We start from the raw sequence: 26290 nt of genomic DNA, 5'->3' as shown, positions 1-26290 counted from the left end.
CCGCGCGCTGCCATGCTGACCCCCGTGGTGGACCCCTTCGACACCGCGGCGCTGCGCCGGCGGGTGCTCGCCGCCTGGAGCGACTCCCCGGCGCGCTTCCGCGAGGACGCCAACGCCGAGGAGGACCTGGTCCGCGGCGGCTACCGCGACCGGCTGCTGGTCGAGCTCGCGCAGAACGCCGCCGACGCCGCGGTCCGCGCCGGCGTGCCGGGCCGGTTGCGGCTGGAGCTGGCCGACGTCGGGGGCGGGGGAGAGGTGCTGCACGCGGCCAACACCGGGGCGCCGCTGGACGCCGACGGGGTGAGCGGACTGGCGAGCCTGCGGGCCTCGGCCAAGCGGGACGAGCCCGCGACCGTCGATTGGCCCGCGGATCCGGAGGGGCCACGGCTCCCGACGGTCGGCCGGTTCGGGGTGGGCTTCGCCGCGGTGCTCGCCGTCAGCGACGAGCCGGCCGTGCACTCGACGGGCGGCGGCGTGCGCTTCAGCGCCGCACGCACCCGCGCCGAGGTCGCCGACGTGCCCGCGCTCGCCGAGGAGGTGGCCCGCCGGGAGGGCGTCGTCCCGGTGCTGCGGCTGCCGTGGCCGGCCGAGGGGGCGCCGCCGGCGGGCTACGCCACCGAGGTCGTCCTGCCGCTGCGCCCCGGCTCGCGGGCCGCCGTCCGCGCGGCGCTGGAGGAGCTCGAGGCCGAGCTGCTGCTCGCGCTGCCCGGCCTCGCGGAGGTCGAGGTGGTGGTCGACGGCGCGGTGCGGACGCTGTCCTGCACGCGCACCCGCCCGCTGGCCCGGCTGCGCGACGGCGACCGGACGACGACCTGGCGGGTGGAGGAGCGCACCGGCGAGCTGCCGGCGCAGCTGTTCGCCGACCGCCCGGTCGAGGAGCGCGCCCGCCGCGGGTACACCGTCACCTGGGCGGTGCCGCTCGACGACGACGGCCGGCCGCTGCCCCTGCCGGTGCGCCAGGTGGTGCACGCGCCGACGCCGAGCGACGAGCCGCTGTCGCTGCCCGTGCGCCTGGTCGCGCCCTTCCCGCTCGGCCCCGACCGCCGCCACGTGGCGCCGGGACCGGTCACCGACGCGCTGGTCGCCGTCGCGGCGGAGGCCTACGCCGACCTGCTCGCCGCGCTGCCGCCCGACCCCGCGGTGCTCGCCCTCGTGCCGCGGATCGGCCTGGTCGCCGCCGAGCTCGACGCCGCCCTGGGCAGCGCCGCGCTCGACCGGCTGCGGACGACGGCCTGGCTGCCTGTCGCCGGTCCGGACGGAGCGGGGGAGACCCGGCTGACCCCCGACCGCGCCGCCGTCCTCGACGAGGCCCCCGACGAGCGGGTCGCCGTCCTGGCCGGTGTCGTGCCGGGGCTGCTGCCGGCCGGCTGGTCCCGGCGGGACGGGGCGCCCGCGCTCGCCGCGCTCGGCGTGCGGCGGGTCGGGCTGGCCGAGGTCGTGGAGGCCGTCGGCGGGGTGGCCCGGCCACCGGCGTGGTGGGCCCGGCTCTACGCGGCCCTCGACGGCGCCGACCGCGAGGAGCTCGGCGCCCTCCCGGTGCCGCTGGCCGACGGCCGCACGGCGCCCGGCCCGGCCGGGGTGCTGCTCCCGGCCGACGACCTGCCGGTGGAGCGGCTCGGGCCGCTGTCGCTGCGGGTCGCCCACCCGGAGGCGGTCGCGCCGCCCGCGGCCCGGCGGCTGCTCGAGCGCCTCGGCGCCCGCCCGGCCACCGCGGCCGCGGTGCTCGCCGACCCGGCGGTGCGGGCGGCGGTCGAGCAGTCGGTGGACGCCGTCGAGGAGGGCTGGTCCGACGCCGACCCGGCCGAGCTGGCCGCCGCGGTGCTCGCCCTGGTGGCGGCGGCGGGGACCGCACCCGGTGAGCTGCCGTGGCTGGCCGAGCTCGCGCTTCCCGACGGCGGGGGCGCGTGGGCGCCGGCGGGAGAGCTGCTCCTGCCGGGCGCGCCGCTCGCCGCGGTGCTCGGCGACGGCGCGCTCGGCACGCTGGACCCGGACTTCGCCGCCACCGCCGACCCCGCGGCGCTGCGGGCGGCCGGCGTCCTGGCCACGTTCGGGCTGGTCCGCGCGGAGGACCCCGACGACCTCGACGTCGACGCCGCCGACGAGTGGGCCGACGCCGTCCTCGACCGGCTGCCGGCCGGGACGCCGCCGCCCCCGTGGCCGCCGCTGACCGCCGTCCGGGACCTCGAGCTGGTCGCCGACTGGGCCGGCGCGCTGCCCCTGCTGGCCGCGGTCGGGGAGGAGGCGTGGGCCGACGTCCTCCTCGACGGCGTCGCGGTGCCCGGCTACCTGCGGTGGTGGCTGACCACGCACCCGGTCCTCGGCGGGCAGCGCCCCGACCGGCTGCGCGCCCCCGGCAGCCGGGAGCTGCAGGGGCTCTACGACGAGGCGCACGGGCCGCCGGAGGTGCTCGGGCGGCTGCGCGTCCCCGCCACGGTGGCCGACGTGCTGGCCGACGTCGACGGCGCGCTGGACCTGCTGGACCGGCTCGGCGACCCCGCCCGCACGGTGCTGCCGCCGGTGCTGCGCACCGTGTACGCCCGGCTGGCGGTCGCCCTCGACGACGTCGACGTCGACCCGCCGCCGCGGGTCCGGGTGGCTCCCGACCGGGTGGCCGACCCGGGCCGCGAGCCGGTGGTGGTGCTCGACGCCCCGTGGCTGCAGCCGCTGGTCGACGCGCTGCTGGTGCCCGCGGGCGGCGCGCCCGGACCGGTCGCGGACCTGCTCGACCTGCCCCTGGCGAGCGAGCGCGTGCAGGCGACGGTGACCAGTGTCCCGGCGCGCCGGCAGCCGTGGCCGGCCGTGCCCGGGGCCGGGCTGGCCGCCGCCCGGCTCGGGGTCGCGGAGCTGACCGGCGAGGTCGCCGTCCACGAGCCGCTGCTCGCCGGCGGCCGGCCGGTCCCCTGGTGGCCGGACGCCGACGTCGACCACGTGGACGGCACCCCGGGCGCCCTCGGCCGGGCGCTGGCCTGGCGGGCCGGGGTCTGGCCGCTGCGGCAGGCGCTGGCCGAGGCGTTCGCCGAGCCCCGCCGCGCCGCCGACCTCGCCGCGGAGGACGCGGTCGGCTAGCGGAGGACCCCGGCCCCTGCCCCCGCCGCGGGGCCGCGCCGGGGGAGGCAGGGGGTCCCCCTACTGCCAGCGGGGGGCGGCCAGCGCGCCGGGCGCGTGCCCGTGCGCCGAGGGCCGTCCGACCGGCGCCCGGCCGGACGGGCCCGCACCCGGCGCCGGGGCGCTCGACCGCCAGCACCGGTACAGCGACAGCCACTGCTCGGTGGTGAGCGCTGACGCCCGGGCGGTGGGCGGCAGGCCGGCGGTCCGCAGCCACCGCACGCCGGCGAGCCCCGGCAGCCGGGCCCGCAGCACCGCTCCGAGCGCGGCGCCCGGGGAGGCGAGGACGGCGGACGCGAGCCGGTCGAAGGCGTCGGCGTCGGACGGGGGGAGCGCGGCGTGGGCGGCGGTGGCCGCGGCGCCGAGGGGACGGACGGGACGTGACACGGGTGCCTCCTGGAGGAGGTCGGACCGGCCGCGGGCAGCCGGCAGCCAGGGAGGAACGCGCCCGGCGGACGGGCGGAGGGGGAGCGGGGAACCGGGGCTCGACCCGCGGGCGTCCCGGCGGGGACGCGGGCGTCGTCGTGAGGGGGCTCAGGAGCGCATGGGGGGACCGTAGGTCGGCGGTCCCCGCCGGTCGACCGCTTTTCCGGGGTCAGCCCCGGCCGTCGTCCCCCGGCGTCCGGGTGCCGGCGGCCCGGGCGGCCTTCTCCGCCTGCCTGGCCTGGTGGGCCTCCCAGCGCTCCCGGTCGCGGGCGCGGGCGCCGGCGGTGCGCTGGCGCTTGACCGCGCGCCGGCGGGCGCGGGCGAGCTCCCGCTGCTCGAAGTCCGGGTGCTGCTCCCAGTCGCCGGCCATCGCCAGGACGACGAGCAGCACGAAGCCGAACACGATGAACGCGGTGGCGACGATGACGTTGCCCACGGCGGCCAACGCGACGACGGACACCGCCGCCCAGATCAGACCCGCCAGCACCAGCCGCCACCTGCTCACGCCGACCAGTATCCCCGCGCCCGCCACCGGCCGGTGGCGGCTGCACCGGGCCGGTGAGCAGCGGCTGCACGACGCCGGGCAGCAGATGTGAGACGGACCCGGACCCTTGCGCGCCACAGGCCCCGCGCCTACCGTCCGGTGTGCGGTTCAACCATCAGCCGTGCACGTCAGCACCGGACTCCGCGCCGTGGTGCGGCCCTCGCCGCTCTCCTCCGTACGGGCCCGCTCTCCCGCGAGGAGTGCACCGTGACCACCCTCTCACCGAGCCCCACCGACGAACTGCTGACCGTCGACAGCGCCACCGTCGACGGCACCGCCCGCCTGGTCCTGGCCGGTGAGGTGGACTGCTCCACCGCCCCGCTGCTGCGCCGTGCCCTCGATGCGGCCTTCGCCGACGAGCCGCGCGGGATCACCGTGGACCTCGAGGCGGTCACCTTCCTGGACTCGGCCGGCCTGTCGACGCTGGCCATCGCGCACCGGACCGCCGCGGCGCAGGGCGTCCGGCTGCGGGTGCTGGTCGGGACCCGCGCCGTGGCCCGGGCACTGCAGGTCACCGGCCTGTGGGACCTCCTCGGCGTCGAGCAGGTCGAGCCCGGCGCCGGCGCCGCCTGAGGTAAGGACCTCCCTCCCCGGTCCGGCTGCGCGGACGCCGGTCCGGGGGAGCACACTCGGCGGCGCCGGGACGAGACGGTGCCGGCCGAGTCGAGGAGGAGGACGCCGTGCGCGACGCGGTCATCTGTGAGCCGTTGCGGACCCCGGTCGGGGGCTTCGGGGGCTCGTTGCGGGACGTGCCCGTGCAGGACCTGGCCAGCACCGTCGTCCGCGCGCTGATGGAGCGCACCGGCCTGCCGCCGGAGTCGGTCGACGACGTCGTCCTCGGCCACTGCTACCCGACGATGGAGGCACCGGCGATCGGCCGGGTCGCCGCCCTCGACGCCGGCCTCCCGGTGACCGCCGCGGGCATCCAGGTCGACCGCCGCTGCGGGTCGGGCCTGCAGGCGGTGCTCTACGCGGCGATGCAGGTGCAGACCGGCTCGGCCGAGGTCGTGCTGGCCGGCGGTGCCGAGTCGATGAGCAACGCGCCGTTCTACTCGACCGCCATGCGCTGGGGCGTCAAGGCCGGCCCGGGCGTCCTGCTGCAGGACGGCCTGGCCCGCGGCCGCGTCACCGCCGGCGGGGTCGACCACCCGGTGCCCGGCGGCATGCTCGAGACCGCCGAGAACCTGCGCCGTGACTACGAGATCGGGCGCGAGGAGCAGGACGAGTACTCCGTCCGCAGCCACCGGCGCGCCGCCGCCGCCACCGAGGCCGGCCGCTTCGCCGACGAGATCGTCCCGGTGACCGTCAAGGGCCGCAAGGGCGACACCGTCGTCGACCGCGACGAGCACATCCGCCCCGACTCGAACGTCGAGACCCTCGCGAAGCTGCGCCCGATCATGGGCAGGGACGACCCCGAGGCCACCGTCACCGCCGGCAACGCCAGCGGCCAGAACGACGGCGCCGCGATCTGCGTCGTCACCTCGCCGGAGAAGGCCGCCGAGCTCGGGCTGCGCCCGCTGGCCCGGATCGTGTCGTGGGCGGTGGCCGGCGTCCCGCCGAAGACCATGGGCATCGGCCCGGTCCCGGCGACGGCCAAGGCGCTCGACCTCGCCGGCCTCAAGCTCTCCGACGTCGACCTCATCGAGCTCAACGAGGCCTTCGCCAGCCAGGTCCTCGCGGTGACCCGCGAGTGGGGCTTCACCGAGGCCGACTTCGACCGGATGAACGTCAACGGCTCGGGCATCTCCCTCGGCCACCCGGTCGGCGCCACCGGCGGTCGCATCCTCGCCACGCTGATCCGGGAGATGGCCCGCCGCGAGGCCCGCTACGGCCTGGAGACCATGTGCATCGGCGGCGGGCAGGGCCTCGCCGCGCTCTTCGAGCGGGTGTAGCACCCCGCCCGGCGGGGACGGGGGCTGCCCGGCATGATCGGCCGGCAGCCCCCGAGCCCCAGGAGAACGCCCCCATGAGCGAGACCCCCGCCCGCGTCGCGATCGTCACCGGCGCCGCCCGCGGCATCGGCGCGGCCACCGCGCTGCGCCTGGCCGCCGACGGCTTCGCCGTCGCGGTGATCGACCTCGACGAGTCCTCGACCGCGGGCACCGTGCAGGCGATCGAGGCCGCCGGGGGACGCGCGCTGGGCGTCGGGGCCGACGTGGGCGACCCCGAGCAGGTGCAGGCCGCCGTCGACCGGGTCGCCGCCGAGCTCGGCCCGCCGGTCGTGCTGGTCAACAACGCGGGCGTCACCCGCGACAACATGCTGTTCAAGATGACCGACGCCGACTGGGACCTGGTCATGCACGTGCACCTGCGCGGCTCGTTCCTCATGGCCCGCGCCGTGCAGCGGTACATGGTCGACGCCCGGTGGGGCCGGATCGTCAACCTGTCGAGCACCTCGGCGCTGGGCAACCGCGGCCAGGCCAACTACGCCACCGCCAAGGCCGGCCTGCAGGGCTTCACCAAGACCCTGGCCGTCGAGCTGGGCAAGTTCGGCGTGACCGCCAACGCCGTCGCCCCCGGCTTCATCCAGACCGAGATGACCAAGGCCACCGCCGAGCGGATCGGCCGGGACTGGGAGGAGTACGTGGCCGAGCGCGCCGCGGCCATCCCGGTGGCCCGGGCCGGTGTGCCCGAGGACATCGCGCACACCGTGTCGTACTTCGTCAGCGAGGGTGCCGGCTTCGTCTCCGGCCAGGTCGTCTACGTCGCCGGCGGCCCCCGCACCTGACGGGCCCCGCCAGGGGGGCCGTCAGGACGACGGGTCGCGGTCGGGATAGCGGGCGCGGGCCAGCGCGTACACCCCGAACGCGGCGAACCCGGCCGCGACGACGGTCAGCAGCACCGGGCCGGCGCCGGTGCCCCCGATGGCGGTCACCGCGCCGTCCAGGCCCGTGGCGGTGCTGACGTCGGCCGTCGTCGCCGCGCGGAACAGCAGGACGCCGACGACGCCGAACGCCACGCCCTTGGCCGCGTAGCCGACCCGCCCGATCACCTCGATGACCGGCTCCCAGCGGTCGGGCGCGGCGGGCAGGTCGATGTCGCGCATGAAGCCGCCGGTGACCCCGCGCAGCAGCGAGTAGGCCCCGAGCCCGACGACGCCGACCGCGGCGGCCGCCACCGCGACCGCGCCGCCGGGCACCTCGAGCGTCTCGCCGGTCAGCTCGCGCAGCCGCTCGTCGGCCTCGTACTCCGCGCCCACGGCGAACAGCAGCGCGGTGACCGCGAGCACGGCGTAGACGGCCGACTTGGCCAGGCACTTGGCGCACACGACCGCCGTCCGGGTGCGGTGCTCGCGGTCGAGCAGCCCCCGCCACCACAGCAGCACCTCACCGCCCTGCCACAGCGCCAGCGCCAGCATCCCCAGGCCGATCGCCCACAGCAGCACCGACCCGCCAGGGGTGCCTGCGACCGTCTGCAGTGCGCCGGTCTGGTCGGCGTCGGTGCTCCCCGCGCCGCGGGCCACCTGCCAGGTCAGCCAGCCGATGAGCAGGTGGACGACGCCGTAGGCCACCAGCCCGACGCGCGCCGCGGCGGCCAGCACCGGGTGGTCGGTGACCTCCCGAGCCGCCTCCACCGCCCGGTGCACACGGTCCAGCAGGGCCCGTGGCCCCCTCCCGGGGCCCATCCCGCGCGTGCGAGGGGTGGGGAGGAGGGGGTCCTCCATCAGGTGCGCTCGGGATAGCGCGCCCGCACGAAGCAGAACGCGCCGAACGCGGCGATGCCCAGCGCGACGAGCGTGAGCAGCACGCGGCCGAACGGTGCGTCGAGGATGGTCCGCAGCGCGCCGTCGAGTCCCGCGGACTGCGCGGGGTCGACGGTGACCGCCGCGTACACCAGCAGCGCCCCGACGACGCCGAGCGCGATGCCCTTGGCCGGGTAACCGACCTGGCCGAGCCGGGTGACCAGGCGCTCGGCACCGGGGGGCGCCGCGGTGAGGTCGATCTCCTCGAGGAAGCTCTTCTTCAGGCCCTTGAGGACGTGGTGCACGCACACCCCGATGACGACGAGCCCCGCCAGGCCCACCAGCCAGCGCCCGCCAGGCCAGCCGAACACGCCCGCCGTGGCCTGCTGCTGCTGGCCGGCGCTGGACTGCCCGCCGCCGGTGGCGAAGCGGAACGCCAGGACCGCCAGCGCCGCGTAGACGACGGTCTTGGCCACCGCCTTCACCGTCTTGGTGACGGCGCGCTTCCGGACGTCGCCGGACGCCGACCAGCCCGACCGCCAGCGCAGCACCTCGGCGGCCTGCCAGAGCGCCAGCGCGACCAGGCCGACGGCCAGCACCCACAGCAGCGGCTTACCCACCGGTGAGGCGGCCAGCGTGGCCAGCGCGCCCGACTGGTCGGCCGACTGCCCGCCGCCGCCCCAGGCCAGCTGCAGGGCCAGCCAGGCCACGAGCACGTGCACCACCCCGTAGGCGATGAGCCCCACCCGGGCCAGGTGCTCCAGGGCGTCGCTGTCCCCCGCCCGGCCGGCGGCACCCGTCGTCGTGCGCTGCCCGCCCATGGTCGGTCTCCTCTCGGCGCCCCCGTGTGACGGATCAGCGTGGCACAACGGGCCCCCGCCCGCCGCGTCGTCCGGCGCGGTCGGCCCGCGGGTGGCGATCGCCGGGTCGACCGGCCCGTCCAGCGCCCCGCCGGGTGCGCCGCGGAGCGGGTGGCGGGCGTGCGGGACACTGGGCCCGTGGTCAACGGGACGACGGCACGCACGGCACGACGGACGACGACCGGCACGCGCAGCGCGCAGGAGACGGCGCGGCGGGCGTGGCCGGTCCGGGCGGGACTCGGCGTGCTGCTGGTCGTCCTCGCGGTGGTCGCCGTGGTGACCGGTGACCTCGGCGCCCGGCTGCTGCTCGGTGCCCTCGGCGTGCTCGCCGCCCTCCGCGGTGCGGTCCTGCTGCGCGCCGGCGCGGCCCTGCCCGGCGGCCTGGCCGTCGCCGAGGGCGTCGCCGCCGCCGTGGTGGCGGTCGTCTCCGCGGCCGCCACCGCCTGGGTGCTGCTCGCCGGCGTGCCGCTGGCGCTGCTCGCCGCCGCGGCGGTCGCCCTCGCCCGCGGCGGCACGACCCGCCGCGCGGGCTCCGCGCTGACGGTCTGGGCGGTCCTGGTGACCGGGCTGCTGGCCGCGACCGCCGCCGTCGTGGGCACCGACCGCGCGGCCGGCGTCGCCACGGCCGTCGCCGCGCTGGTGACCGGCCTGGCCGCGGTGCCGCTCCTGGTCGGCGCGGCCGGGCTGCGCGCCGTCGCCGCGCGGCCGGTGCCGGCCCGCCCGGCCGGGTGCGCCGGCTGCGCGTGCGCGGCGGGCGGCTGCGGCAGCGCCTGAGCCCGGGCTGGTTCCGGCCGGGGGAGTCCCGGGGTAGGAGCCGGGCGTGAGCGGACACGTCTTCGTCGTCGGCGCCGACCTGACCCGCCTGGTCTGCGACGACGTCCTCGTGCCCACCGGCCGCAGCCTGCGGGTGGCCGGCAGCTGGCGGGACCTGCTGCCCGACGACCTGGTCGCCGACGAGGACGCCGAGGGCGTCTGCGTCGACCTCGCCTGGTCGGGCGCCGAGCGCGTGGTGCAGGTCCCCGGGACGGGCGACCGGCGGGTCTGGCTGCTCGACACCGTCGACGACTGCGGCCGCGGCCTGGACTGGCTGCTCGAGGGCGCCCGCGAGGCGCTGGCCGCCGTCGCCCGCCGCGCGGTCGGCGAGCCGGTGCACGGGCGGGCGCGGCGGCTGGTCGGCCTGCCGGCCCTGGGCACCGGCTGGGGCGGGGCCGCCGGGCGCCGCGGCGACCTGCTGCAGCAGCTGCTGCCGGTACTGCGGGACGCGGCCGCCGAGCACGGCTTCGACGTCGCCCTGGTGCTGCGCGGGCCCAGCGACCTGGCCGCCGCCCAGCGGATCCGCCGCGGCACGGCCGGCTGGGACCTGCCCGACCCGCTGCGGGCGCTGGCCGAGCAGCTGGGGGAGCGGGCGCGCCGCGGGCAGCTGGCGCTGTTCATCGGCGCCGGCGTCAGCGCCGCGGCGGGGCTGCCCACCTGGGAGCAGCTGCTCGACGAGCTGGCCGGGCGCTCCGGCCTGGACGGGGACCTGCGCGCCGGGCTGTCCCAGCTGCCCCCGCAGGACTCCGCGGCGCTGCTGGCCCGCGAGCTGGGGCGCGAGCGGCTCGAGGAGTTCGTGCAGGAGCGCTTCGGCCCCGGCCCCTACGCGCTGGCCCACGCCCTGATCGCCGACCTGCCGGTGCAGGAGTTCGTGACCACCAACTACGACCCGCTGGTCGAGCTGGCCGCCGCCGACATCGGCCGGGAGCTGTCGGTGCTGCCCTACGACGAGGCGCAGCCGGGCCGGCCGTGGCTGCTCAAGCTGCACGGCGACGCCGCGCACCCCGCCAGCGTCGTGCTGACCCGCGAGGAGTACCTGCAGCTGGGTGACTCGCGGGCCGCGCTGGCCGGTGTCCTGCACTCGCTGCTGCTCACCCGGCACGTGCTCTTCGTGGGCACCTCGATGCTCGACGACGACCTGATCCGCATCGCCCACCAGGTGCGCAGCGCCGTCAACGGGCCCGGCCGCGAGCCGCGCCACCGGTCGGGCACCGTGCTGGCGCTGCGCGAGGACCCCGCCCGCAGCCGGCTGTGGGAGCAGGACGTCGAGACCGTCGCGATGTCGCGCGCCGACACCCCGGCCCCCGAGGCCGCCCGGCGGCTGGAGGTGCTGCTCGACCTCATCGGCTGCCTGTCCACCCCGCCCACCGGGTACCTGCTCGACCCCGCCTACCGCGGGATGCTCGACGACGACGAGCGCGGGCTGGCCGAGGCGCTGCAGGCCGTCGCCGCCCGGGTGCCCGAGGGGTCGGCGACGACGTCGGCGGCCGGGGAGGTCGCCGCCCTGCTGCGCCGGCTGGGTCACGGCCGCTCGGCGGGCCGCCGCGACGACCGGTCGCCCGGCGAGAGCCCCCCGGACGGGGCCACCGAGCCGCGCGACGACCGCGTGCAGGAGCAGCGGCCCGGGTGAGCGCCCCCGGGTGAGCGACGTGGCGGGACCGGCGGTCGCGGCGACGCCGACCGCGGTTGTCCGGCCACGGCCCTGGGCAGGGGGTCCGGCATGCCACGCCTGGAGAACGGCCTCGCCCTGCTGACCAAGGGCTACGCCTGGATGCCCGACCTGCGCCGCGCCCGCGGCCTGCGCGCGGCCGGCACCCGGCTCGGCGGGCTGCCCGCGGTCGCCGTCGAGGGTCCCGAGGCCGCGCGGTTCCTCTACGACGAGGACCACGTGCACCGTGCGCACGCCATCCCCGAGCCGGTGCAGGGGACGCTGTTCGGCAAGGGCGCGGTGCACACCCTCGACGGGGAGGCCCACCGGGTGCGCAAGGCGATGTTCGTGTCGGTGCTCATGGACCCCGCCGCCGTCGAGGCCCTGGTGCAGCGGGCCTGCGCGGACTGGGACACCGCCGCGCGGGAGTGGGCGACCCGGCCGGAGGTCGTGCTGTTCGACGAGTCGGCGCGGGTCATCGCCGGCGCGGTCACCCGGTGGGCCGGTGTCCCGCTGACGCGGGACGAGGTACCGGCGCTGGCCCGTGACCTGCTCGCGATGGTCGACAGCTTCGCCAGCGCCGGCCCCCGGCACTGGCGGGCGCGGCGGGCGCGGGGCCGCCGCGAGGACTGGCTGGCGGGGATCGTCGAGCAGGTCCGCGCGGGGGAGGACGTGGCGCCGCCGGGGTCGGTGCTGCAGGTGGTGGCCGCGCACCGCGACGCCGACGGCGGGCTGCTGGACCCGCGGGTGGCCGCCGTCGAGCTGCTCAACGTCATCCGCCCGACCACCGCCGTCGCCTGGTTCACGGCCTTCTCCGGGCACGCGCTGGCCCGGTGGCCGCAGCACCGCGCGCGGCTGGCCGGCGCCGACGCCGCGTTCGCCGAGGCCTGGGCGCACGAGGTGCGCCGCTTCTACCCGTTCGCGCCGTTCATCGGCGGCCGGGCGCCGCAGCGGCTCGAGTTCGGGGGGCAGACGATCCCGCGCAACTCCATGGTGCTGCTCGACGTCTACGGGCAGGGCCACGACCCGGACCTGTGGGAGGACCCCTACACCTTCCGGCCCGAGCGCTTCCTCGGCCGGGAGATCGGGGAGTTCGACCTCGTGCCCCAGGGCGGCGGCGACCCGCGGACCAACCACCGCTGCCCCGGCGAGCAGATCACCGTCGCGCTGCTGGCCGCGCTGGCCCCGCAGCTGGCCAGGGCGCCGTTCGAGATCCCCGCCGACCAGGACCTCACGATCTCGCTGCGCCGGATCCCGGCACGCCCGGCCAGCGGCGTCGTCCTCCGGCCCACCGCGCGCTGAGGCCCGGCCGTCCTGCAGGGGCCCTGCAGGACGGCCCGTCGTCAGGCCGCGGCGGTCTCCAGCCGGGACAGCACCGCCGGCAGCGGGCCGGGGGCGAGCACGACCAGCCGCTGGGTGGCGCGGGTGAGCGCCACGTAGAGGTCGTTGACCCCGCGCACGCCCTCGTCGAGCACCCCCTGCGGGTCGACGACGACCACCGCGTCGAACTCCAGTCCCTTGGCCTCGCCGGGGGTCAGCACGACCGGGCCGAGCGAGGAGTCCGCGCCGGGGCCGGACTGCACGTCGGGGCGCAGCTCACGCAGCGCCGCGACGACTCCGGCCACCCGGCTCGGCGGCACCAGCACCGCCGTCGTCCCCTCGTTCCCGGCCAGCTCCGCGGCCACCGACGCCACCCGCCCGGCCAGCCGCGCCGACCCGGTCGTCTCGGCCACCGGCGGCCTCCCCCCGGTGCGCACGGAGCGCGGCGGCCGGGCGTCCGAGCCGCCGGCGGCCAGCACGTCGGCGGCGACCTCCATGACCTCGGCCGGCGTCCGGTAGTTGACCGTCAGCTCCTCCAGCCGCCAGGCGTCACCGACGTGCGGGCGCAGCACGGCGTCCCAGCGGTCCGCACCGGCCAGGCTGCCGGTCTGCGCCACGTCGCCGACCACGGTCATCGACCGGGTGGGGCAGCGGCGCACCAGCAGCCGCCAGGCCATCGGAGAGAGCTCCTGCGCCTCGTCGACGACCACGTGCCCGAAGGTCCAGGTGCGGTCGGCGGCGGCCCGCTCGGCGGTGGTGCGCAGGTCCAGCTCGCGGTGCCGGTCGGCCAGGTCCTCGGCCGACAGCAGGTCGCCGGCGCTGAGCACCTCCGCCTCCAGGTGCTCGTCCTCGAGGTCCACCGAGCGGGAGCCGTGCAGCACGTCGAGCGTCTCCTGCGCCCGGGCCAGCGCCCGCCGGCGGTCGCGGTCGGCGCGGGCCCGCTGGGCGCTGTCGTCGAAGCCGAGCAGCTCCTCGGCCTCCTCGAGCAGGGGGACGTCGGCCGGCGTCCAGGCTGCCGGGGAGGCGGCGCTCCCGCGCGGGCGGTGCAGCAGCGCCCGGTCGGCGTCCGACCACCCGGGGGTGGCCGCCGCGATGCGGGCCGGGTCGGCGTAGAGGTCGGCCAGCAGCCGCTCGGGGGTCAGCACCGGCCACAGCTGGGCCAGCAGCGACCGGACGCCGGGTTCCCCGGCCACCTCGCGGCGCAGCGCGGCGAGGTCGTCGGAGTCGAACAGGTCCCGGCCGACGTCGATGCCCGCGCCGATCCGCTCGGCGTAGCGGCGGGTGAGCAGGTCGACCACCCGCCGGACGAACACCGGCCGGGCCAGGTTGTGCAGCGGGTCGGCGCGGCGCGCGGCGTTCTGTGCCCGGACGACGTCGATCGGCCGCAGCCGCAGCGCGAACCCGTCGACGAGGACCTCCCGAGGCGAGTCGGGCACGACCTGCCGGTCGGCGATCGCGGCGCGCAGCACGTCGACCATCTCCAGCCGGCCCTTGACCGCCGCGGCCTGCGGTGACTCCTCCCCGCGGGCGTCGAGGCCCGGCCGCAGCTGGCCGAGCCCGGCGAGCAGCACGCCGGTCTCGCCCAGGGAGGGCAGCACGTCGGCGATGTAGCGCAGGAAGGTCGGTGTGGGCCCGACGACGAGCAGGCCGCGCCGCGCCAGCCGCTCGCGGTGCGTGTACAGCAGGTAGGCCGCGCGGTGCAGGGCCACCGCCGTCTTGCCGGTGCCCGGCCCGCCCTGGACGACCAGCACGCCGCGGTCGTCGGCGCGGATCACCCGGTCCTGCTCGGCCTGGATGGTCCGGACGATGTCGGTCATCCGCCCGGTGCGGGAGGCGTCCAGGGCGGCCAGCAGCGCCGCCTCGCCGGTGAGGCCGGACCCGGCGACCCCGTCGGTGAGCACCTCGTCGTCGAGCCGGACGACGGTGCGCCCGCGGGTGCGGATGTGCCGGCGCCGCCCGATGCCCAGCGGGTGCACGGGGGTGGCCGTGTAGAAGGGCCGGGCCGCGGGCGCCCGCCAGTCGACCAGCGCGGGGTCGCTCGCGGCGTCGTCGGCGGGCAGGCCGATCCGGCCGATGTAGAGGGGGCCGTCGTCGAGACGGTCGATGCGGCCCACGCACAGGCCCGCCTCGGCGGCGTCGAGGGCGGTGACCCGCTCGGTCTGGAACCGCACGGTGGCGTCGCGCTCCTGCAGCGCCTGCGGGTCGACGGCCGGCCAGGTGATGGCCTGGCGCAGCCGCCGGGTGGCCAGCTCCCGGGCGGCGTCGAGCCGGGTGTAGAGGTCGGTGACGTAGTGCTGCTCGCGGGTGAGCTCGGGGTGGGGGACGACGTCGGACCGGGTCGTCGACAATGCACGTCCTCTGCTAGAATGGCCGTCAGTTCTCTTCCGCCGCCATTTCCGCGCCATTCCCGGCGCGCGCGGCAATCGACCATCCTGCGCCATTCCGGGCCCCGCTGTCACCCCTTCCCGACGTGTGCCGCGTCTCGCGCAGGCAGGCGTCGAGCGCCGCGGCCAGCTCGGCGGGCCGGCTGAGGGCGGCCAGGTGACCGCCGGGCACCTCCTCGACGTCGAGACCCAGTCGCTCGCGGGCCACCCGCCGCTGCAGCGCCGGGGGGAAGAACCGGTCGTCGCGGCCGGCCAGCACCCGGGTGGGAACGGCCGGCCAGGCGGCGAGCGGCCACGGCTCGGTGAACGGGGTGCCCGACTGCTCCCCGGCGTGCGCGGCGCCCGCGGCCCACACCTCCGCCGGGACGTCGTGCGAGAAGTCCGACCCGACGTCGTCGTCCTCCGGGCGGCCCTGCGCCCGCGCGCACGCCGCGCGGGCGCCGGCCTGGTCGACCGCCTCCCACCACTGCCCGCCGGTCTCCCCGGGCCGCGGCACCATCGCGTTGAGCAGGACCAGCAGCCGCACCGGCCGGCGCGCGGCGACCAGCGGTGCGGTCAGCCCGCCCATCGACTGCCCCAGGACCACGACGTCGCCGTCCACCGCACCACCGTCGGCGCCCGCCGACCCGAGGGCGGCGAGCGCCACGTCGGTGTAGGTGCGCAGGCCCGCGGCGTCGTCGCCGGCCGGCAGGTCCACGGCGACCGCCCGGTGCCCGCGCCGCTCGAGCTCGGGCACCAGGCGGTGCCAGTACCAGGCGCGCCCGCCGGCACCGGGGACCAGGAGGAAGGTGGTGTCCACCTGCTCCTGACCGCCCGGCGGCCCGGGACTCATCGGCCGGCGCCGGTCAGAAGAGCGTGCGCAGCGCCTCGGCCACCAGGCCCCCGGTCGGCTCGGCGTCCTCCATCTGCGCGGGGACCGCCGGCTCCTCGCCGGTCAGCGAGCGGATGCCGCCGTCGGCGACGGCGTCGTCGGAGGCCAGGCCGTAGCCGTACTCGACGGTGGTCTCCCAGTAGAGCCAGCCGTCGGCCTCGGCGAACACGTAGCTGACCGACGCGTACTCGTAGGACGTCACGTACGCCGGCTCCGACCAGTCGGCGTAGCCGTCGTCGTCGTGGTCGTGGGCCAGCGTGTCGATGGAGCCGTCGAGGTCGGTGTCGGCGCCCCACACGTCGGGCAGCGCGTTGACGGTCGTGTCCACGCCGACCTCCTCGACGTGGCCGTCCTCGTCGCTGTCGAAGGCGAAGGTGTCGGCCCAGCCGTCGAGGTCGGTGTCGACGGCGACCTGCTCGACGAGGCCGTTCTCGTCCCGGTCGATCGCCCAGGTGTCCTCGTAGCCGTCGCCGCTGTCGTCGAAGGCGTAGGCGTCGTGGTGGCCGTCGGCGTCGGTGTCGTAGGCGTTGTGGGCGTACGGGTCGGCCGACGCGGTGCCCGCGGTGGCGAACACCGTGGCGAGCGCGGCCACGGGGACGGCGGTGCGCAGCAGGGTGCGGGTGGTGCGGGTGCGGGTCATGGCGGGGCCCTTCCTCGGTCGGGAGCCGTCGTCGGCTCGCTGCCGGGACGCTGACGCGGGCCACCTGCACCGCACTGGGACCCGTCTTGGACGCCGGCTTGCAGACCGCCTGTGGCGGCAGGACGGGCGCCGGTGGCCCGCGTGAGCCGCGTGACGCGCCGGTGTCCGCTCGCAACCGCGATGTCATCGAGACGTCATGACGGGTGACTACCGTCGGGGGCTCACCCGGACGACGAGGAGAACCATGAGCACCACCACGACCGAGCGGACCACGGACCGGGCGACGGGTCGGATGACCTGGACCTGCCCGAACTGCCGCGTCGAGACCACCACCGCCAAGAAGCGCTGCACCGACTGCGGCACGTCGCGCTGGTGACCCCTCGCACCCGGCTCCCTGCGGGTCCCTCCCCCGGTGCGGGGTAGGGGACCCCCCTCCTCCAGCACCCGTCCTGCCCGCCCGGCGCGGTCGACGGCCCGACGGGCGTCGCGGCGCGGTTCCGGCTCGGAGCGGTGCGCCCCCGGACGGCGACAGGGACGGCGCCGTCCGTTACGTTCGGAGCGTGAGCGCGATCACGCGGAACTGTGTGCGCGTGAGCGGCCCGGAGGCCGGCCGGCCGATGCTGTTCGCCCACGGGTTCGGCTGCGACCAGACCATGTGGCGGGCCGTCGCGCCCGGCTTCGCCGCCGACCACCGGGTGGTCACCTTCGACCACGTGGGCTCGGGCGGCTCCGACATCTCGGCCTACGACCCGCAGCGCTACGGATCGCTGCGCGGCTACGCCGACGACGTCGTCGACATCTGCCGGACGCTGGAGCTGACCGACGTCGTCTACGTCGGCCACTCGGTGAGCGCGATGATGGGCGTCCTCGCCGTCGCGCAGGCGCCGGAGCTGTTCGGCGCGATGGTGATGGTCGGCCCCAGTCCCCGCTACGTCGACGAGCAGGGCTACTCCGGTGGCTTCTCGCGCGCGGACGTCGCCGCGCTGCTGGACTCCCTGGACAGCAACCCCCTGCAGTGGTCGGCGGCGCTGGCGCCGGTGGTCGCGGGCCCCGGCAACCCGGGGGTGGCCGAGGAGCTGGCCGAGAGCTTCTGCCGCACCGACCCCACGGTGGCCCGCCAGTTCGCGCGGGTCACCTTCCTGTCCGACAACCGCGCCGACCTGCCCGGGGTCTGTGTCCCGACGCTGGTCCTGCAGTGCAGCGAGGACGCGATCGCCCCGGAGGCCGTGGGCCGCTACGTGCACGAGAACGTGCCCGGCAGCGTCTTCACGAAGCTGTCGGCCACCGGGCACTGCCCGCACCTGTCGGCGCCGGAGGAGACCACGGCGGCCATCCGCGCCTTCCTCCGCCGCATCGAGAGCTGACCGGGCCGGCCGGCATGGACCGTGCGGAGAACGGGCCCCGGGACGAGGGACTGGCCCGGCTGCTCGAGGAGGACCCCGCGGACCTCTACGAGAACGCGCCCTGCGGCTACCTGTCGATGGTCCCCGACGGGCGCGTGGTCAAGGTCAACGGCACCTTCTGCGCCTGGACCGGACGGCACCCCGACGACGTACGCGGCCGGCGGCTGCCCGACCTGCTCAGCGCCGGCGGCCGCGTGTTCTACGAGACCCACCTCGCGCCGCTGCTGCGGCTGCAGGGGGCGGTGCGGGAGGTGGCGCTCGACGTCGTCCGCGCCGACGGGTCGGTGCTGCCCTGCCTGCTCAACGCCGTGGAGGTCCGCGACGCCGAGGGGCAGCCGGTGCTCGTGCGCGCCACGGTCTTCGAGGCGACGTCGCGACGGCGCTACGAGCGGGCGCTGCTGAGCGCGCAGCGGGCCGCCGCGGACTCCGAGGCCCGGGCGCGGACCCTGCAGCAGGTGGTGTCCGAGCTCGCCGCCGCCTCCTCGGCCGAGCAGGTCGCCGACGTGGTGGTGCGCCGTGCGCGGTCGGCGGTCGAGGCCGGCGGCGCCGGGTTGTGGCTGGCCGAGCCCGTCCCGGGGGAGCGGGTCGAGGGGCAGCCGGTCCCGGTCACCCTCGCGGCCGCCGACGGGCTGTCGGCCGAGCTGCTCGTCGAGCTGGCCACGGCGGCACCGGCGGGGGCCGAGCTGGTGCGCACGGGCGGGGTGCGGGCGGCGCCGGTCGGGCCCGAGCTGCGGCAGCGCTGGCCCGGCCTGGCCGCGACCATGACCGAGGCCGGGCAGGAGGCGCTCGTCGTCGTCCCGGTGTCGGCCGCCGACGACCGCCACCTGGGCGCCCTCGTCCTCGTCCTCGGCGTCACCGACGACAGCGAGCTGATCAGCCTCTCCGAGCCCGGCACCCGCGGCGCGCTGGTGCCGGCCGACGCCGAGCTGCTGGCCACCCTCGGCCGCCAGGCCGGGCAGGCGCTGGAGCGGGTCCGGCTGTACGAGGAGACGGTGCGCCAGGCGGCCCGCTCGGCGTTCCTGCTCGACGCCGCCCGGCTGCTGGCCGCGCCGAGCGAGGTCGGGGAGACCGTCGAGCGGCTGGCCGAGCTGGCGGTGCAGCAGCTGGCCGACATCTGCGTCATCGACCTGGTGACCGAGCGCGGGCTGGTCGCGCCGGTGGTGGCGCACGCCGACCCGGCCCGCCGGCACCTGGTCGAGCAGCTGCGCGACGAGCACCTGCCGCGCCGCGACGGCAGCCACCCGAGCGTCCGGGCCATGGTCGAGCACCGCACGATCTGGGCGCGGGGGGTCGACCCGCCCCTGATGGAGCTGCTGAGCACCTCGCCGGAGCACCTGGAGGTCACCCGGGCGCTCGAGCTCGCCGACCTCATCTGCGTGCCCCTGATGGTCGAGGGCCGGCCGCTCGGTGTCATCTCGCTGGGCGCCGACGCCCGCCGCGGGCGGTTCACCGAGGCCGACGTCGAGACCGCCGAGCAGCTGGCGCTGCAGATGTCGCAGGGCATGGACGTCGCCCAGCGCTTCGAGCTCGAGTCGCGCACCTCCCACACGCTGCAGGGCAGCCTGCTCCCGCCGGACCCGCCCGAGGTGCCCGGGCTGGCCCTGGCGGTGCGCTACCTGCCGGGCAGCCGCGGCGCCGACGTCGGCGGGGACTTCTACGACGTCGTCCCGCTGCCCGGCGGCACCGACGTCGCGCTCGCCGTCGGTGACGTCGTCGGCCACGACGTCACCGCCGCCGCGACGATGGGGCAGCTGCGCAGCGTGCACCGGGCGCTGCTGGTCGACCGGCCGCGGCCCGGGGCGCTGGTCGAGCGGCTGCACGACAGCTGGCCGCTGCTCGGGCTGCCGCGGATGGCCACCGCGCTGTTCGCCACGCTGCGCCCGTCGACCGGGGAGCTGCGGATCGCCTCGGCCGGGCACCTGCCGCCGCTGCTGGTGACCGGCGGGCGCGCGGAGCTGCTGCCGGTGTCCCCGGGCCGCGTCCTGGGGGCGCCGCCCGGCCCGGCGCCGGAGTGGTCGGGCCGGCTGCCGGCCGGCGCGTCGCTGGTGCTGTTCACCGACGGGCTCGTGGAGAGCCGCACCGCCGACCTCGACGCGGGGCTCGACCGGCTGCGCGCGGTCGCCGAGGAGGTGGCGGCGGAGTCGGAGGGGCCGGCCGACCCGGACGTGCTGTGCGACCGGCTGCTGGCCGTCCTCACCGGTCCGCGCCGGGCCGACGACGTCGCCCTGCTGGTGCTCACCCGCCTGTCCGGCACGGCGGGGGACGGGACGGGAGCCGGCGACGTCGCCGTGCCCGGCCCGGACCCGGGCCCGGCCCTGCCCGCGGTCGTCCCCGCGCCCGATCCCGACCTGGCCGACGCGCTCGACGGGGCCGGCGGTGACGTCACCGTATCCGGCGACGCGATGCGCTGGTCACCGGAGCGGGCGGAGCCGCCGGCGCCCGCGGCCGGCTTCACGGGGCTCGACGTCGCCGCAGGGCTGGGGATGGCGCTCGGGCTGGACCCCGCGTCGGTGCGCCGGCTGGTGTCGGGGGCGCTGCACCGGCTCTCGGGCGTGGCCGGCGACGTCGTCGGGGAGCTGCGGCAGCTGGCCCGCGACGTCCGGCCCGGCGGCGACGAGGACCGCTGATCCCGTCCCCCTGAGGAGACCGGGCGGCCCGCGCCCTGTACAACCGACGCAGGAGAACTGCCACGCCGACGTGGGGACGGATCCGCTATGAGCAGCAACTCGTTGACCCTGGCGCCCGCGCCACCCTCGGAGGCCGCCGAGCAGGTCCGGCTCGAGGTGCGGCAGTTCCTGGCCGAGGAGCTGGCCGCCGGGACCTTCAGCACGCACGTCGACACCTGGCTGTCCGGCGTGGACCCCGAGTTCTCGAGGAAGCTGGGCGCACGCGGCTGGCTGGGGATGACCTGGCCCCGGCAGTACGGCGGCCACGAGCGGACGGCGATGGAGCGCTACGCCGTCACCGAGGAGCTGCTGGCCGCCGGTGCGCCGGTGGCCGCGCACTGGATCGCCGACCGGCAGTCGGGGCCGAACCTGCTGCGCTACGGCACCGAGGAGCAGCGCAAGGACATCCTGCCGCGCATCGCCGCCGGCGAGTGCTACTTCGTCATCGGCATGAGCGAGCCCGACTCCGGCTCCGACCTGGCCTCCATCCGCACGCGGGCGACCCGCGACGGCGACGGCGACTTCGTGGTCAACGGCGCCAAGGTGTGGACGTCCAACGCCCACCACTCCCACTACGGGATCGTGCTGGTGCGCACCGGCCCGCCCGGGGAGGGCCCCCGCGGCAAGCACCAGGGGCTGACCCAGCTGCTGGTCGACCTGTCGCTGCCGGGCATCACGATCAACCCCATCCGCATCCTCGACGGCGGACACCACTTCAACGAGGTGGTGTTCGACGACGTCGTCGTCCCCGCCGGGATGCTGCTGGGCACCGAGGGCGCCGGCTGGCACCAGGTGACCGCGGAGCTGGCCTTCGAGCGGTCGGGACCGGAGCGGTTCCTGTCCACCTGGCCGCTGCTGGCCGAGTTCGGCCGCCGCGCCGCCGCGACCGGCGACCCCGCCCAGCTGGCCACCCTGGGCCGGCTGTCGGCGCGGGCGCTGGCGCTGCGGCAGCTGTCGTTGCGCATCGCCGCGGCGCTGGACCGCGGGGAGCTGCCCGACATCCCGGCCGCGCTGGTGAAGGACGTGGGGACGACGTTCGAGCAGGACGTCGTCGACGAGGTGCGCCGGGTGGTCGACGTCGTCCCGTCGCTGGACTCCCCGGACCCGCTGGGCCGGGCGCTGGCCGAGGCGCAGCTGCACGCGCCGGGCTACACGCTGCGGGGCGGGACCAACGAGATCCTGCGCGGGATCGTGGCACGAGGGCTGGGACTGCGATGAGTGATCAGGACCTGGTGGTCGAGACCGTCCGGGACGTCCTCGCCGGGCACGAGCCGCTGCTGCTCTCGGCCGAGCGGCCGTGGGACGAGGGCCTGTGGACGGCGCTGGCCGAGGCCGGGCTGACCGGGGTCGGCCTGCCCGAGGAGGCGGGCGGTTCCGGTGGCGAGCTGGCCGACGCCGTGGCGGTCGTGCGCACGCTGGCCGCCGGCGCCGGGGCGGTGCCGGTGGCCGAGCAGCTGCTCGTGGCCGCGCCGGCGCTGCTGGCCGCCGACCTCGACCTGCCCGCGCCGGAGGAGCCGCTGACCATCGCGGTGGACGGCGCGGTCACCGCCGAGCCGTCCGACGACGGCGACGGCCCGGGCCGCTTCACCCTCACCGGCACCGCCGTCGACGTCCCCTGGGCGGGGGTTGCCCGGCACGTCGCGGTGCTCGCCACCCCGCCGGCCGGCATCGAGGGCGCGGTGCTCGCCGTGGTCGACACCGCGGGGCTCGACGCCTCTCGGGCGGTCAACCTGGCCGGCGAGCCGCGCGGGTCGCTGGTCCTCGACGGTGTCGGCGTGCCCGGGGCGCTGCTGGGCCCGGCGCAGGCGGGGATGGTGCGCGCCCGCTACGCGCTCGCGCGGGCGGTGCAGATCTCCGCGGCGCTGGAGCAGGTGCTGGCCTGGACGGTGCAGTACGCCGGCGAGCGAGTGCAGTTCGGGCGGCCGCTGGGGAAGTTCCAGGCCATCCAGATGGAGCTGGCGCAGATGGCCGGCGAGGTCACCTCGACCGCCGCTCTGGTCGACGCCGCCGTGCAGGCGCTCGACCGCGGGGAGGACACCGTCGTGCTGGCTGCCGCGGCCGCCAAGGTGCGCGCCGGGGCCGCCGTCGAGGTGGTCGCCAAGCTCGCCCACCAGGTGCACGGTGCGATCGGCTTCACCCAGGAGTACCGGCTGCACCACCTCACCCGCCGCTGCTGGTCCTGGCGCGACGAGGGCGGCACCGAGCTGGCGTGGTCGCGGACGCTGGGCGCCGGCCTGGTCGCCGCCGGCGGCGACGACCTCTGGCCGGCGCTGACCCGCGTCGTCTGAGGGAGGACCCCGTCCCACCCCCGACCGCTCGGGGGCTCGCTGCAGGCCTCTGCAGGGAGGCCATGTGGGGGGCGGGAGGGTGTCCTCAGACGGTCTCGGGGATGCGCAGGTGGGCGAGCACCAGGTCGAACTCGTCGTGGTCGGTGATCTCGAGCCGCATGAGGCGGGCGAAGTCGTCGCGGCTGGCCCGGGCGTGCGTGCGGCTGGCCTCCATGCACTCGCGGTCCTCGAAGGTCACCGCGGAGGCGGACCGGCCGGTGGCGCGGTCGATCATGAGGCTCACGCTGCAGAAGCCGCCGTAGTCCTCCATCCGCGGCACCATCACCGCCCGGTAGGCGTCGAGGACCCGGTCGACGTCGGCGGGGTCGCACCGGCTCCAGGTGACCCGGGTGCAGGCGCCCGACGGCGCCTCGGAGCGGCGGTGCATGACGGCGACCTCCCACTCCTGGACCTCCGGGGGACCGCCGAAGATGCTCCCGGCGCGCTCCCGCATGCCGCGGATGCCCTCGTCGCTGGCCCGCATGGACTCGGCGTCGTGCCAGGACGAGGTGACGATGCAGCGGCCGCTCTCCCGGTCGGCCAGCATCGACAGGCCCACGCAGCCGGGCATCTCCGTGACGGCCGGCATGACCTCGTCGCAGACGTAGGCGATGCCGTCGTCGACGGTCATGGGGGTGCCGTTGATCGTGGTCGAGCGTGCGTACATGCCGGTCCTCCTCGTCGGACGGCGGCACCCGCGCGGCCCGCCGCGCCCGCCAGCGTCCTCGCAGCGACCGTCCGGGGGAAGCCCTCGTGTCCAGGACGTCCGGGGCCCGGCGCGCCCCTGCCGATACTGGGGGCATGGGAACCGCGCTCGTCCTCGTCCACGACGCCGACCCCTCCCGCGGGCACCGGCTGGTCGGCGGCCTGCGCCCGGCGCTGGAGGCCCAGGGGCTCACCGTCGTCGTCGGGACGGCGGTCGGGCCCTCGCCGCTGCTGACGGCGCTGCCCGACCCCGGCGCGCTGCGCACGCTCGTGGTCATGGGGTCGGGCGCGGCCGCCTACGACGACACGGTGCCGTGGCTGGGCGCGGAGCTGGCCTACCTGCGGCGGGCGGTGGACGCCGGGACGCCGGTGCTCGGGGTGTGCTTCGGCGGCCAGGTGCTGTCGCGGGTGCTCGGCGGGGTGGTGTCCGAGGCGCCGGCGGGGGAGCACGGCTTCCTCGACGTCGCGACCGTCGACCCCGCCCTCGTGCCGGCCGGGCCGTGGTTCGAGTACCACGGCGACCGGTTCACGGTGCCGCCCGGCGCGGTCGGGGTGGCGTGGACCGAGCGGGCGGTGCAGGCGTTCACGTACGGGCCGCACCTGGGCGTGCAGTTCCACCCGGAGATCGACCCGGGTGCCTTCTCCGCGTGGGAGGAGACCTGGGAGCTGACCGGCCCGCCGCCGCCCGAGGCCGCCGCGCTGGTGCCCGGGCTCCGGAGGGAGATCGCGGCCCGCGCGCCCGAGGCGGCGGCGGCCTGCGCGCGGCTGGTGGAGGCGTTCCTCGCCCGGGCCGACGGGTCGGCGGCGGAGGACGGGACGGCGGCGTGAGGCGGTGTGCCCCGGTGATCACGACGGGCCGGACTCCCCGCAGGCCGCCGCGCGCGGCACCATGCACCGGTGAGCGCTGACCGGCACGGACACACCCACCGGCTCGACCTCGCCGACGCCACCGTGCGGGAGTGGGACGCGACCGTGGTGGCCGCCGATCCCGAGCAGGGCGTCGTGCTCGACCGGTCGGCGTTCTACCCGGGCGGGGGTGGGCAGCCGCCGGACGAGGGCGTGCTGCTGTGGGGCGGTGTCCGCACCCGCATCGCGGGCACCCGCAAGGGCGACGAGCTGTACCTCGTCCCGGTCGAGGGCGACCCCGTGCCGCCGCCGGGCACCGCCGTGCGCGGCGCGCTCGACGACGAGCGGCGCACCCGGCTGATGCGCACGCACTCCGGCCTGCACGTGCTCACCGGCGTCGTCTTCCGCGACTTCGGGGCCCTGGTGACCGGCGGCAACATGGAGCCGCTGACCGCGCGCATGGACTTCGACCTGGCCGAGGTGCCGGCCGACTTCAAGGACCGGGTCGCCGAGGCGGTGAACGCCGAGATCGCCGCCGACCGGCCGATCGAGGTGCGGACGCTGCCGCGCGACGAGGCCTTCGCGATCCCCGACGTCATCCGGACGGCGACGAACCTGCTGCCGCCGGACATCGAGGTCGTGCGGATCGTCGACATCGTCGGTCTGGACACCCAGGCCGACGGTGGGACGCACGTGGCCTCCACGGCGATGGTCGGCCGTGTCGAGGTGGTCAAGATGGAGAACAAGGGGCGCGGCTTCCGCCGGCTGCGCGTCCGGATCGTCTGACTGCCGCGGACGGCGTTCTGTCGTCCTCTCGTTCCGTTTTCTCGCCGTTCCGCGGGCGGAGCAGCCCACCCGGCCCTAGCCTGGGTCCGTGCACGGGAACAACTCGGCACGGACGGCTGCGGGGTCCGCGGCTTATGCCTGCTGGGTTGATCGCGTCCTCCTCCTGCTGGGTCTGGTGGGCTGCCTCTACGCCCTCCTGCTGGTCTCGTCCGGGAGCGCGCGTGCTGAGGACGGCGACGGCCTGCCGAGTGCGGTCCCCGACGCCGTGGCGCCCGTCGAGTCGCTGACCGAGGCGGTCACCGAGCCGGTGCCGGAGTCGGCGGACGACGCGGTGGCTCCCGTGGCCGAGGTCGTGCCGCCGGTGGCCGAGGTCGTGCCGCCGGTGGCCGAGGTCGTCGTCCCGGTGGTCGTCCCGGTGGTCGAGCTCGTGGTCGACGTTCCCGCGGGAACACCGGAGCCGGCGGACGACGAGGTGGCTCCCGTGGTCGAGGACCTGCCCCCGGTGGTCGACGAGGTGCCCCCGGTGGTGGACGCGGGGGCGCCGGTCGTCGAGCCGGTCGGTCCGCCGGCCGATGTGCCCGGGGTGCCGCCGGGTCCGCCGGCTGACCGGCCGGGGGCCGAACCGGTCGGTCCGCCGGCCGACCTACCCCCGGTGACCGAGCCGGTGGACGCGGGGGCGCCGGTCGTCGAGCCGGTCGGTCCACCGGCCGACCCGCCTGTGGTGCCGCCGGATCCGCCGGCCGATCGGCTGGGAGCCGAGCCGGGTCCACCGGCCGACTCGCCCGTGGCGTCGCCGGGTCCGCCGGCCGACCCGCCCGTGGTCCCGCCGGGTCCACCGGCCGACCCGCCCGTGGCGTCGCCGGGTCCACCGGCCGATCGGCCGGGGGCCGAGCCGGGTCCGCCGGCCGACCGGCCGGGGGCCGAGCCGGGTCCACCGGCCGACCCGCCCGTGGTCCCGCCCGGCCCGCCGGCCGACCGGCCCGTGGTCCCGCCGGGCCCGCCGGCGGACCCGCCCGTGGCGTCGCCGGGCCCGCCGGCGGACCGGCCGGGGGCCGAGCCGGGTCCACCGGCCGACCTGCCCGTGACGTCGCCGGGCCCACCGGCCGACCTGCCCGTGGCGTCGCCGGGTCCACCGGCCGATCGGCCGGGGGCCGAGCCGGGTCCGCCGGCCGACCGGCCGGGGGCCGAGCCGGGTCCACCGGCCGACCCGCCCGTGGTCCCGCCCGGCCCGCCGGCCGACCGGCCCGTGGTCCCGCCGGGCCCG

General features: G+C 77.6%; 23 protein-coding genes. 15 read left to right on the top strand and 8 right to left on the bottom strand.

All coding sequences use genetic code 11. The annotated features are described in order from the left end of the window. The first annotated feature begins 12 nt into the window (after nt 1-12). Nucleotides 13-3066, top strand: coding sequence for a sacsin N-terminal ATP-binding-like domain-containing protein (locus tag JOD57_RS05665; protein WP_204690998.1), 3054 nt, complete (start codon nt 13-15; stop codon nt 3064-3066). Between the two features lie 60 nt (nt 3067-3126). Here the strand turns inward: JOD57_RS05665 and JOD57_RS05660 are convergent, their stop codons facing one another. Next, nucleotides 3127-3492, bottom strand: a complete 366-nt coding sequence (locus tag JOD57_RS05660; protein ID WP_204690997.1) for a hypothetical protein — start codon at nt 3490-3492, stop codon at nt 3127-3129. Between the two features lie 208 nt (nt 3493-3700). Beyond that, nucleotides 3701-3967 (bottom strand): hypothetical protein, encoded by a 267-nt coding sequence (locus JOD57_RS05655; protein WP_204690996.1) that lies wholly within the window; start codon nt 3965-3967, stop codon nt 3701-3703. On the opposite strand from JOD57_RS05655, the gene JOD57_RS05650 reads away from it, so the two are divergent. The 4 genes from JOD57_RS05650 (at nt 3954) to fabG (ending at nt 6803) form a co-directional block, all read left to right on the top strand. After that, nucleotides 3954-4127 (top strand): hypothetical protein, encoded by a 174-nt coding sequence (locus tag JOD57_RS05650; RefSeq protein ID WP_204690995.1) that lies wholly within the window; start codon nt 3954-3956, stop codon nt 4125-4127. The two genes, JOD57_RS05655 and JOD57_RS05650, sit on opposite strands and share 14 nt — an antisense overlap. A gap of 155 nt (nt 4128-4282) precedes the next feature. Then, nucleotides 4283-4648 (top strand): STAS domain-containing protein, encoded by a 366-nt coding sequence (locus tag JOD57_RS05645; protein ID WP_307824496.1) that lies wholly within the window; start codon nt 4283-4285, stop codon nt 4646-4648. A gap of 107 nt (nt 4649-4755) precedes the next feature. Continuing rightward, nucleotides 4756-5967, top strand: a complete 1212-nt coding sequence (locus JOD57_RS05640; RefSeq protein WP_204690994.1) for an acetyl-CoA C-acetyltransferase — start codon at nt 4756-4758, stop codon at nt 5965-5967. A 74-nt stretch (nt 5968-6041) separates the two neighbouring features. Further along, on the top strand, nt 6042-6803 hold the full coding sequence (fabG, locus tag JOD57_RS05635) for a 3-oxoacyl-ACP reductase FabG (protein ID WP_204690993.1): 762 nt from the start codon (nt 6042-6044) through the stop codon (nt 6801-6803). A 21-nt stretch (nt 6804-6824) separates the two neighbouring features. Here the strand turns inward: fabG and JOD57_RS05630 are convergent, their stop codons facing one another. Together JOD57_RS05630 and JOD57_RS05625 are read right to left on the bottom strand one after the other, a co-directional pair. Then, on the bottom strand, nt 6825-7649 hold the full coding sequence (locus JOD57_RS05630) for a DUF1206 domain-containing protein (RefSeq protein WP_307824494.1): 825 nt from the start codon (nt 7647-7649) through the stop codon (nt 6825-6827). A gap of 89 nt (nt 7650-7738) precedes the next feature. Beyond that, complete coding sequence (locus JOD57_RS05625; RefSeq protein ID WP_204690991.1) at nt 7739-8578, bottom strand: DUF1206 domain-containing protein; 840 nt, start codon at nt 8576-8578, stop codon at nt 7739-7741. Between the two features lie 159 nt (nt 8579-8737). Between JOD57_RS05625 and JOD57_RS05620 the strand changes: the two genes are divergently transcribed. The 3 genes from JOD57_RS05620 (at nt 8738) to JOD57_RS05610 (ending at nt 12380) form a co-directional block, all read left to right on the top strand. Then, nucleotides 8738-9391 carry a hypothetical protein gene (locus JOD57_RS05620; RefSeq protein ID WP_204690990.1) on the top strand — a complete coding sequence of 218 codons (654 nt, stop codon included), beginning with the start codon at nt 8738-8740 and terminating at the stop codon, nt 9389-9391. 46 nt (nt 9392-9437) lie between these two features. Continuing rightward, nucleotides 9438-11060, top strand: coding sequence for an SIR2 family protein (locus JOD57_RS05615; RefSeq protein ID WP_204690989.1), 1623 nt, complete (start codon nt 9438-9440; stop codon nt 11058-11060). Nucleotides 11061-11150: 90 nt separating this feature from the next. Then, nucleotides 11151-12380: a cytochrome P450 gene (locus JOD57_RS05610; RefSeq protein WP_204690988.1), complete on the top strand. Its 1230-nt coding sequence runs from the start codon at nt 11151-11153 to the stop codon at nt 12378-12380. 41 nt (nt 12381-12421) lie between these two features. On the opposite strand, the gene JOD57_RS05605 is transcribed toward JOD57_RS05610, so the two are convergent. From JOD57_RS05605 to JOD57_RS05595, 3 genes are read right to left on the bottom strand one after another with little or no spacing between them, the layout of a single operon-like run. Continuing rightward, nucleotides 12422-14746: a HelD family protein gene (locus JOD57_RS05605; RefSeq protein ID WP_204690987.1), complete on the bottom strand. Its 2325-nt coding sequence runs from the start codon at nt 14744-14746 to the stop codon at nt 12422-12424. 25 nt (nt 14747-14771) lie between these two features. Continuing rightward, a complete protein-coding gene (locus JOD57_RS05600; protein WP_204690986.1) occupies nt 14772-15581 on the bottom strand; it encodes an alpha/beta fold hydrolase in 810 nt (269 codons plus the stop codon). A gap of 46 nt (nt 15582-15627) precedes the next feature. After that, nucleotides 15628-16293: a hypothetical protein gene (locus tag JOD57_RS05595; protein WP_204690985.1), complete on the bottom strand. Its 666-nt coding sequence runs from the start codon at nt 16291-16293 to the stop codon at nt 15628-15630. A gap of 244 nt (nt 16294-16537) precedes the next feature. Between JOD57_RS05595 and JOD57_RS26130 the strand changes: the two genes are divergently transcribed. The 5 genes from JOD57_RS26130 (at nt 16538) to JOD57_RS05570 (ending at nt 22650) form a co-directional block, all read left to right on the top strand. Then, nucleotides 16538-16669 (top strand): hypothetical protein, encoded by a 132-nt coding sequence (locus JOD57_RS26130; RefSeq protein WP_275582059.1) that lies wholly within the window; start codon nt 16538-16540, stop codon nt 16667-16669. Between the two features lie 184 nt (nt 16670-16853). Continuing rightward, nucleotides 16854-17657 (top strand): alpha/beta fold hydrolase, encoded by an 804-nt coding sequence (locus tag JOD57_RS05590; protein WP_307824493.1) that lies wholly within the window; start codon nt 16854-16856, stop codon nt 17655-17657. A gap of 14 nt (nt 17658-17671) precedes the next feature. Next, on the top strand, nt 17672-20323 hold the full coding sequence (locus JOD57_RS05585) for a SpoIIE family protein phosphatase (protein ID WP_239568191.1): 2652 nt from the start codon (nt 17672-17674) through the stop codon (nt 20321-20323). A gap of 87 nt (nt 20324-20410) precedes the next feature. Continuing rightward, complete coding sequence (locus JOD57_RS05575; protein WP_204690984.1) at nt 20411-21580, top strand: acyl-CoA dehydrogenase family protein; 1170 nt, start codon at nt 20411-20413, stop codon at nt 21578-21580. After that, nucleotides 21577-22650 carry an acyl-CoA dehydrogenase family protein gene (locus JOD57_RS05570; RefSeq protein WP_204690983.1) on the top strand — a complete coding sequence of 358 codons (1074 nt, stop codon included), beginning with the start codon at nt 21577-21579 and terminating at the stop codon, nt 22648-22650. The genes JOD57_RS05575 and JOD57_RS05570 overlap by 4 nt, the downstream gene beginning before the upstream one ends. A gap of 85 nt (nt 22651-22735) precedes the next feature. Here the strand turns inward: JOD57_RS05570 and JOD57_RS05565 are convergent, their stop codons facing one another. Next, nucleotides 22736-23356 carry a hypothetical protein gene (locus tag JOD57_RS05565; protein WP_204690982.1) on the bottom strand — a complete coding sequence of 207 codons (621 nt, stop codon included), beginning with the start codon at nt 23354-23356 and terminating at the stop codon, nt 22736-22738. Between the two features lie 134 nt (nt 23357-23490). Here JOD57_RS05565 and JOD57_RS05560 point away from each other — a divergent pair, with 134 nt between their 5' ends. Continuing rightward, nucleotides 23491-24222 (top strand): type 1 glutamine amidotransferase, encoded by a 732-nt coding sequence (locus JOD57_RS05560; RefSeq protein ID WP_204690981.1) that lies wholly within the window; start codon nt 23491-23493, stop codon nt 24220-24222. 69 nt (nt 24223-24291) lie between these two features. Then, nucleotides 24292-25026 carry an alanyl-tRNA editing protein gene (locus JOD57_RS26715; RefSeq protein WP_204690980.1) on the top strand — a complete coding sequence of 245 codons (735 nt, stop codon included), beginning with the start codon at nt 24292-24294 and terminating at the stop codon, nt 25024-25026. Nucleotides 25027-26290 lie beyond the last annotated feature (1264 nt).

Source organism: Geodermatophilus bullaregiensis (genome assembly GCF_016907675.1).
GTDB lineage: Bacteria > Actinomycetota > Actinomycetes > Mycobacteriales > Geodermatophilaceae > Geodermatophilus > Geodermatophilus bullaregiensis.
The sequence above is the reverse complement of the archived record's forward strand: the minus strand, read 5'-3'. Positions and strand labels throughout refer to the sequence as shown.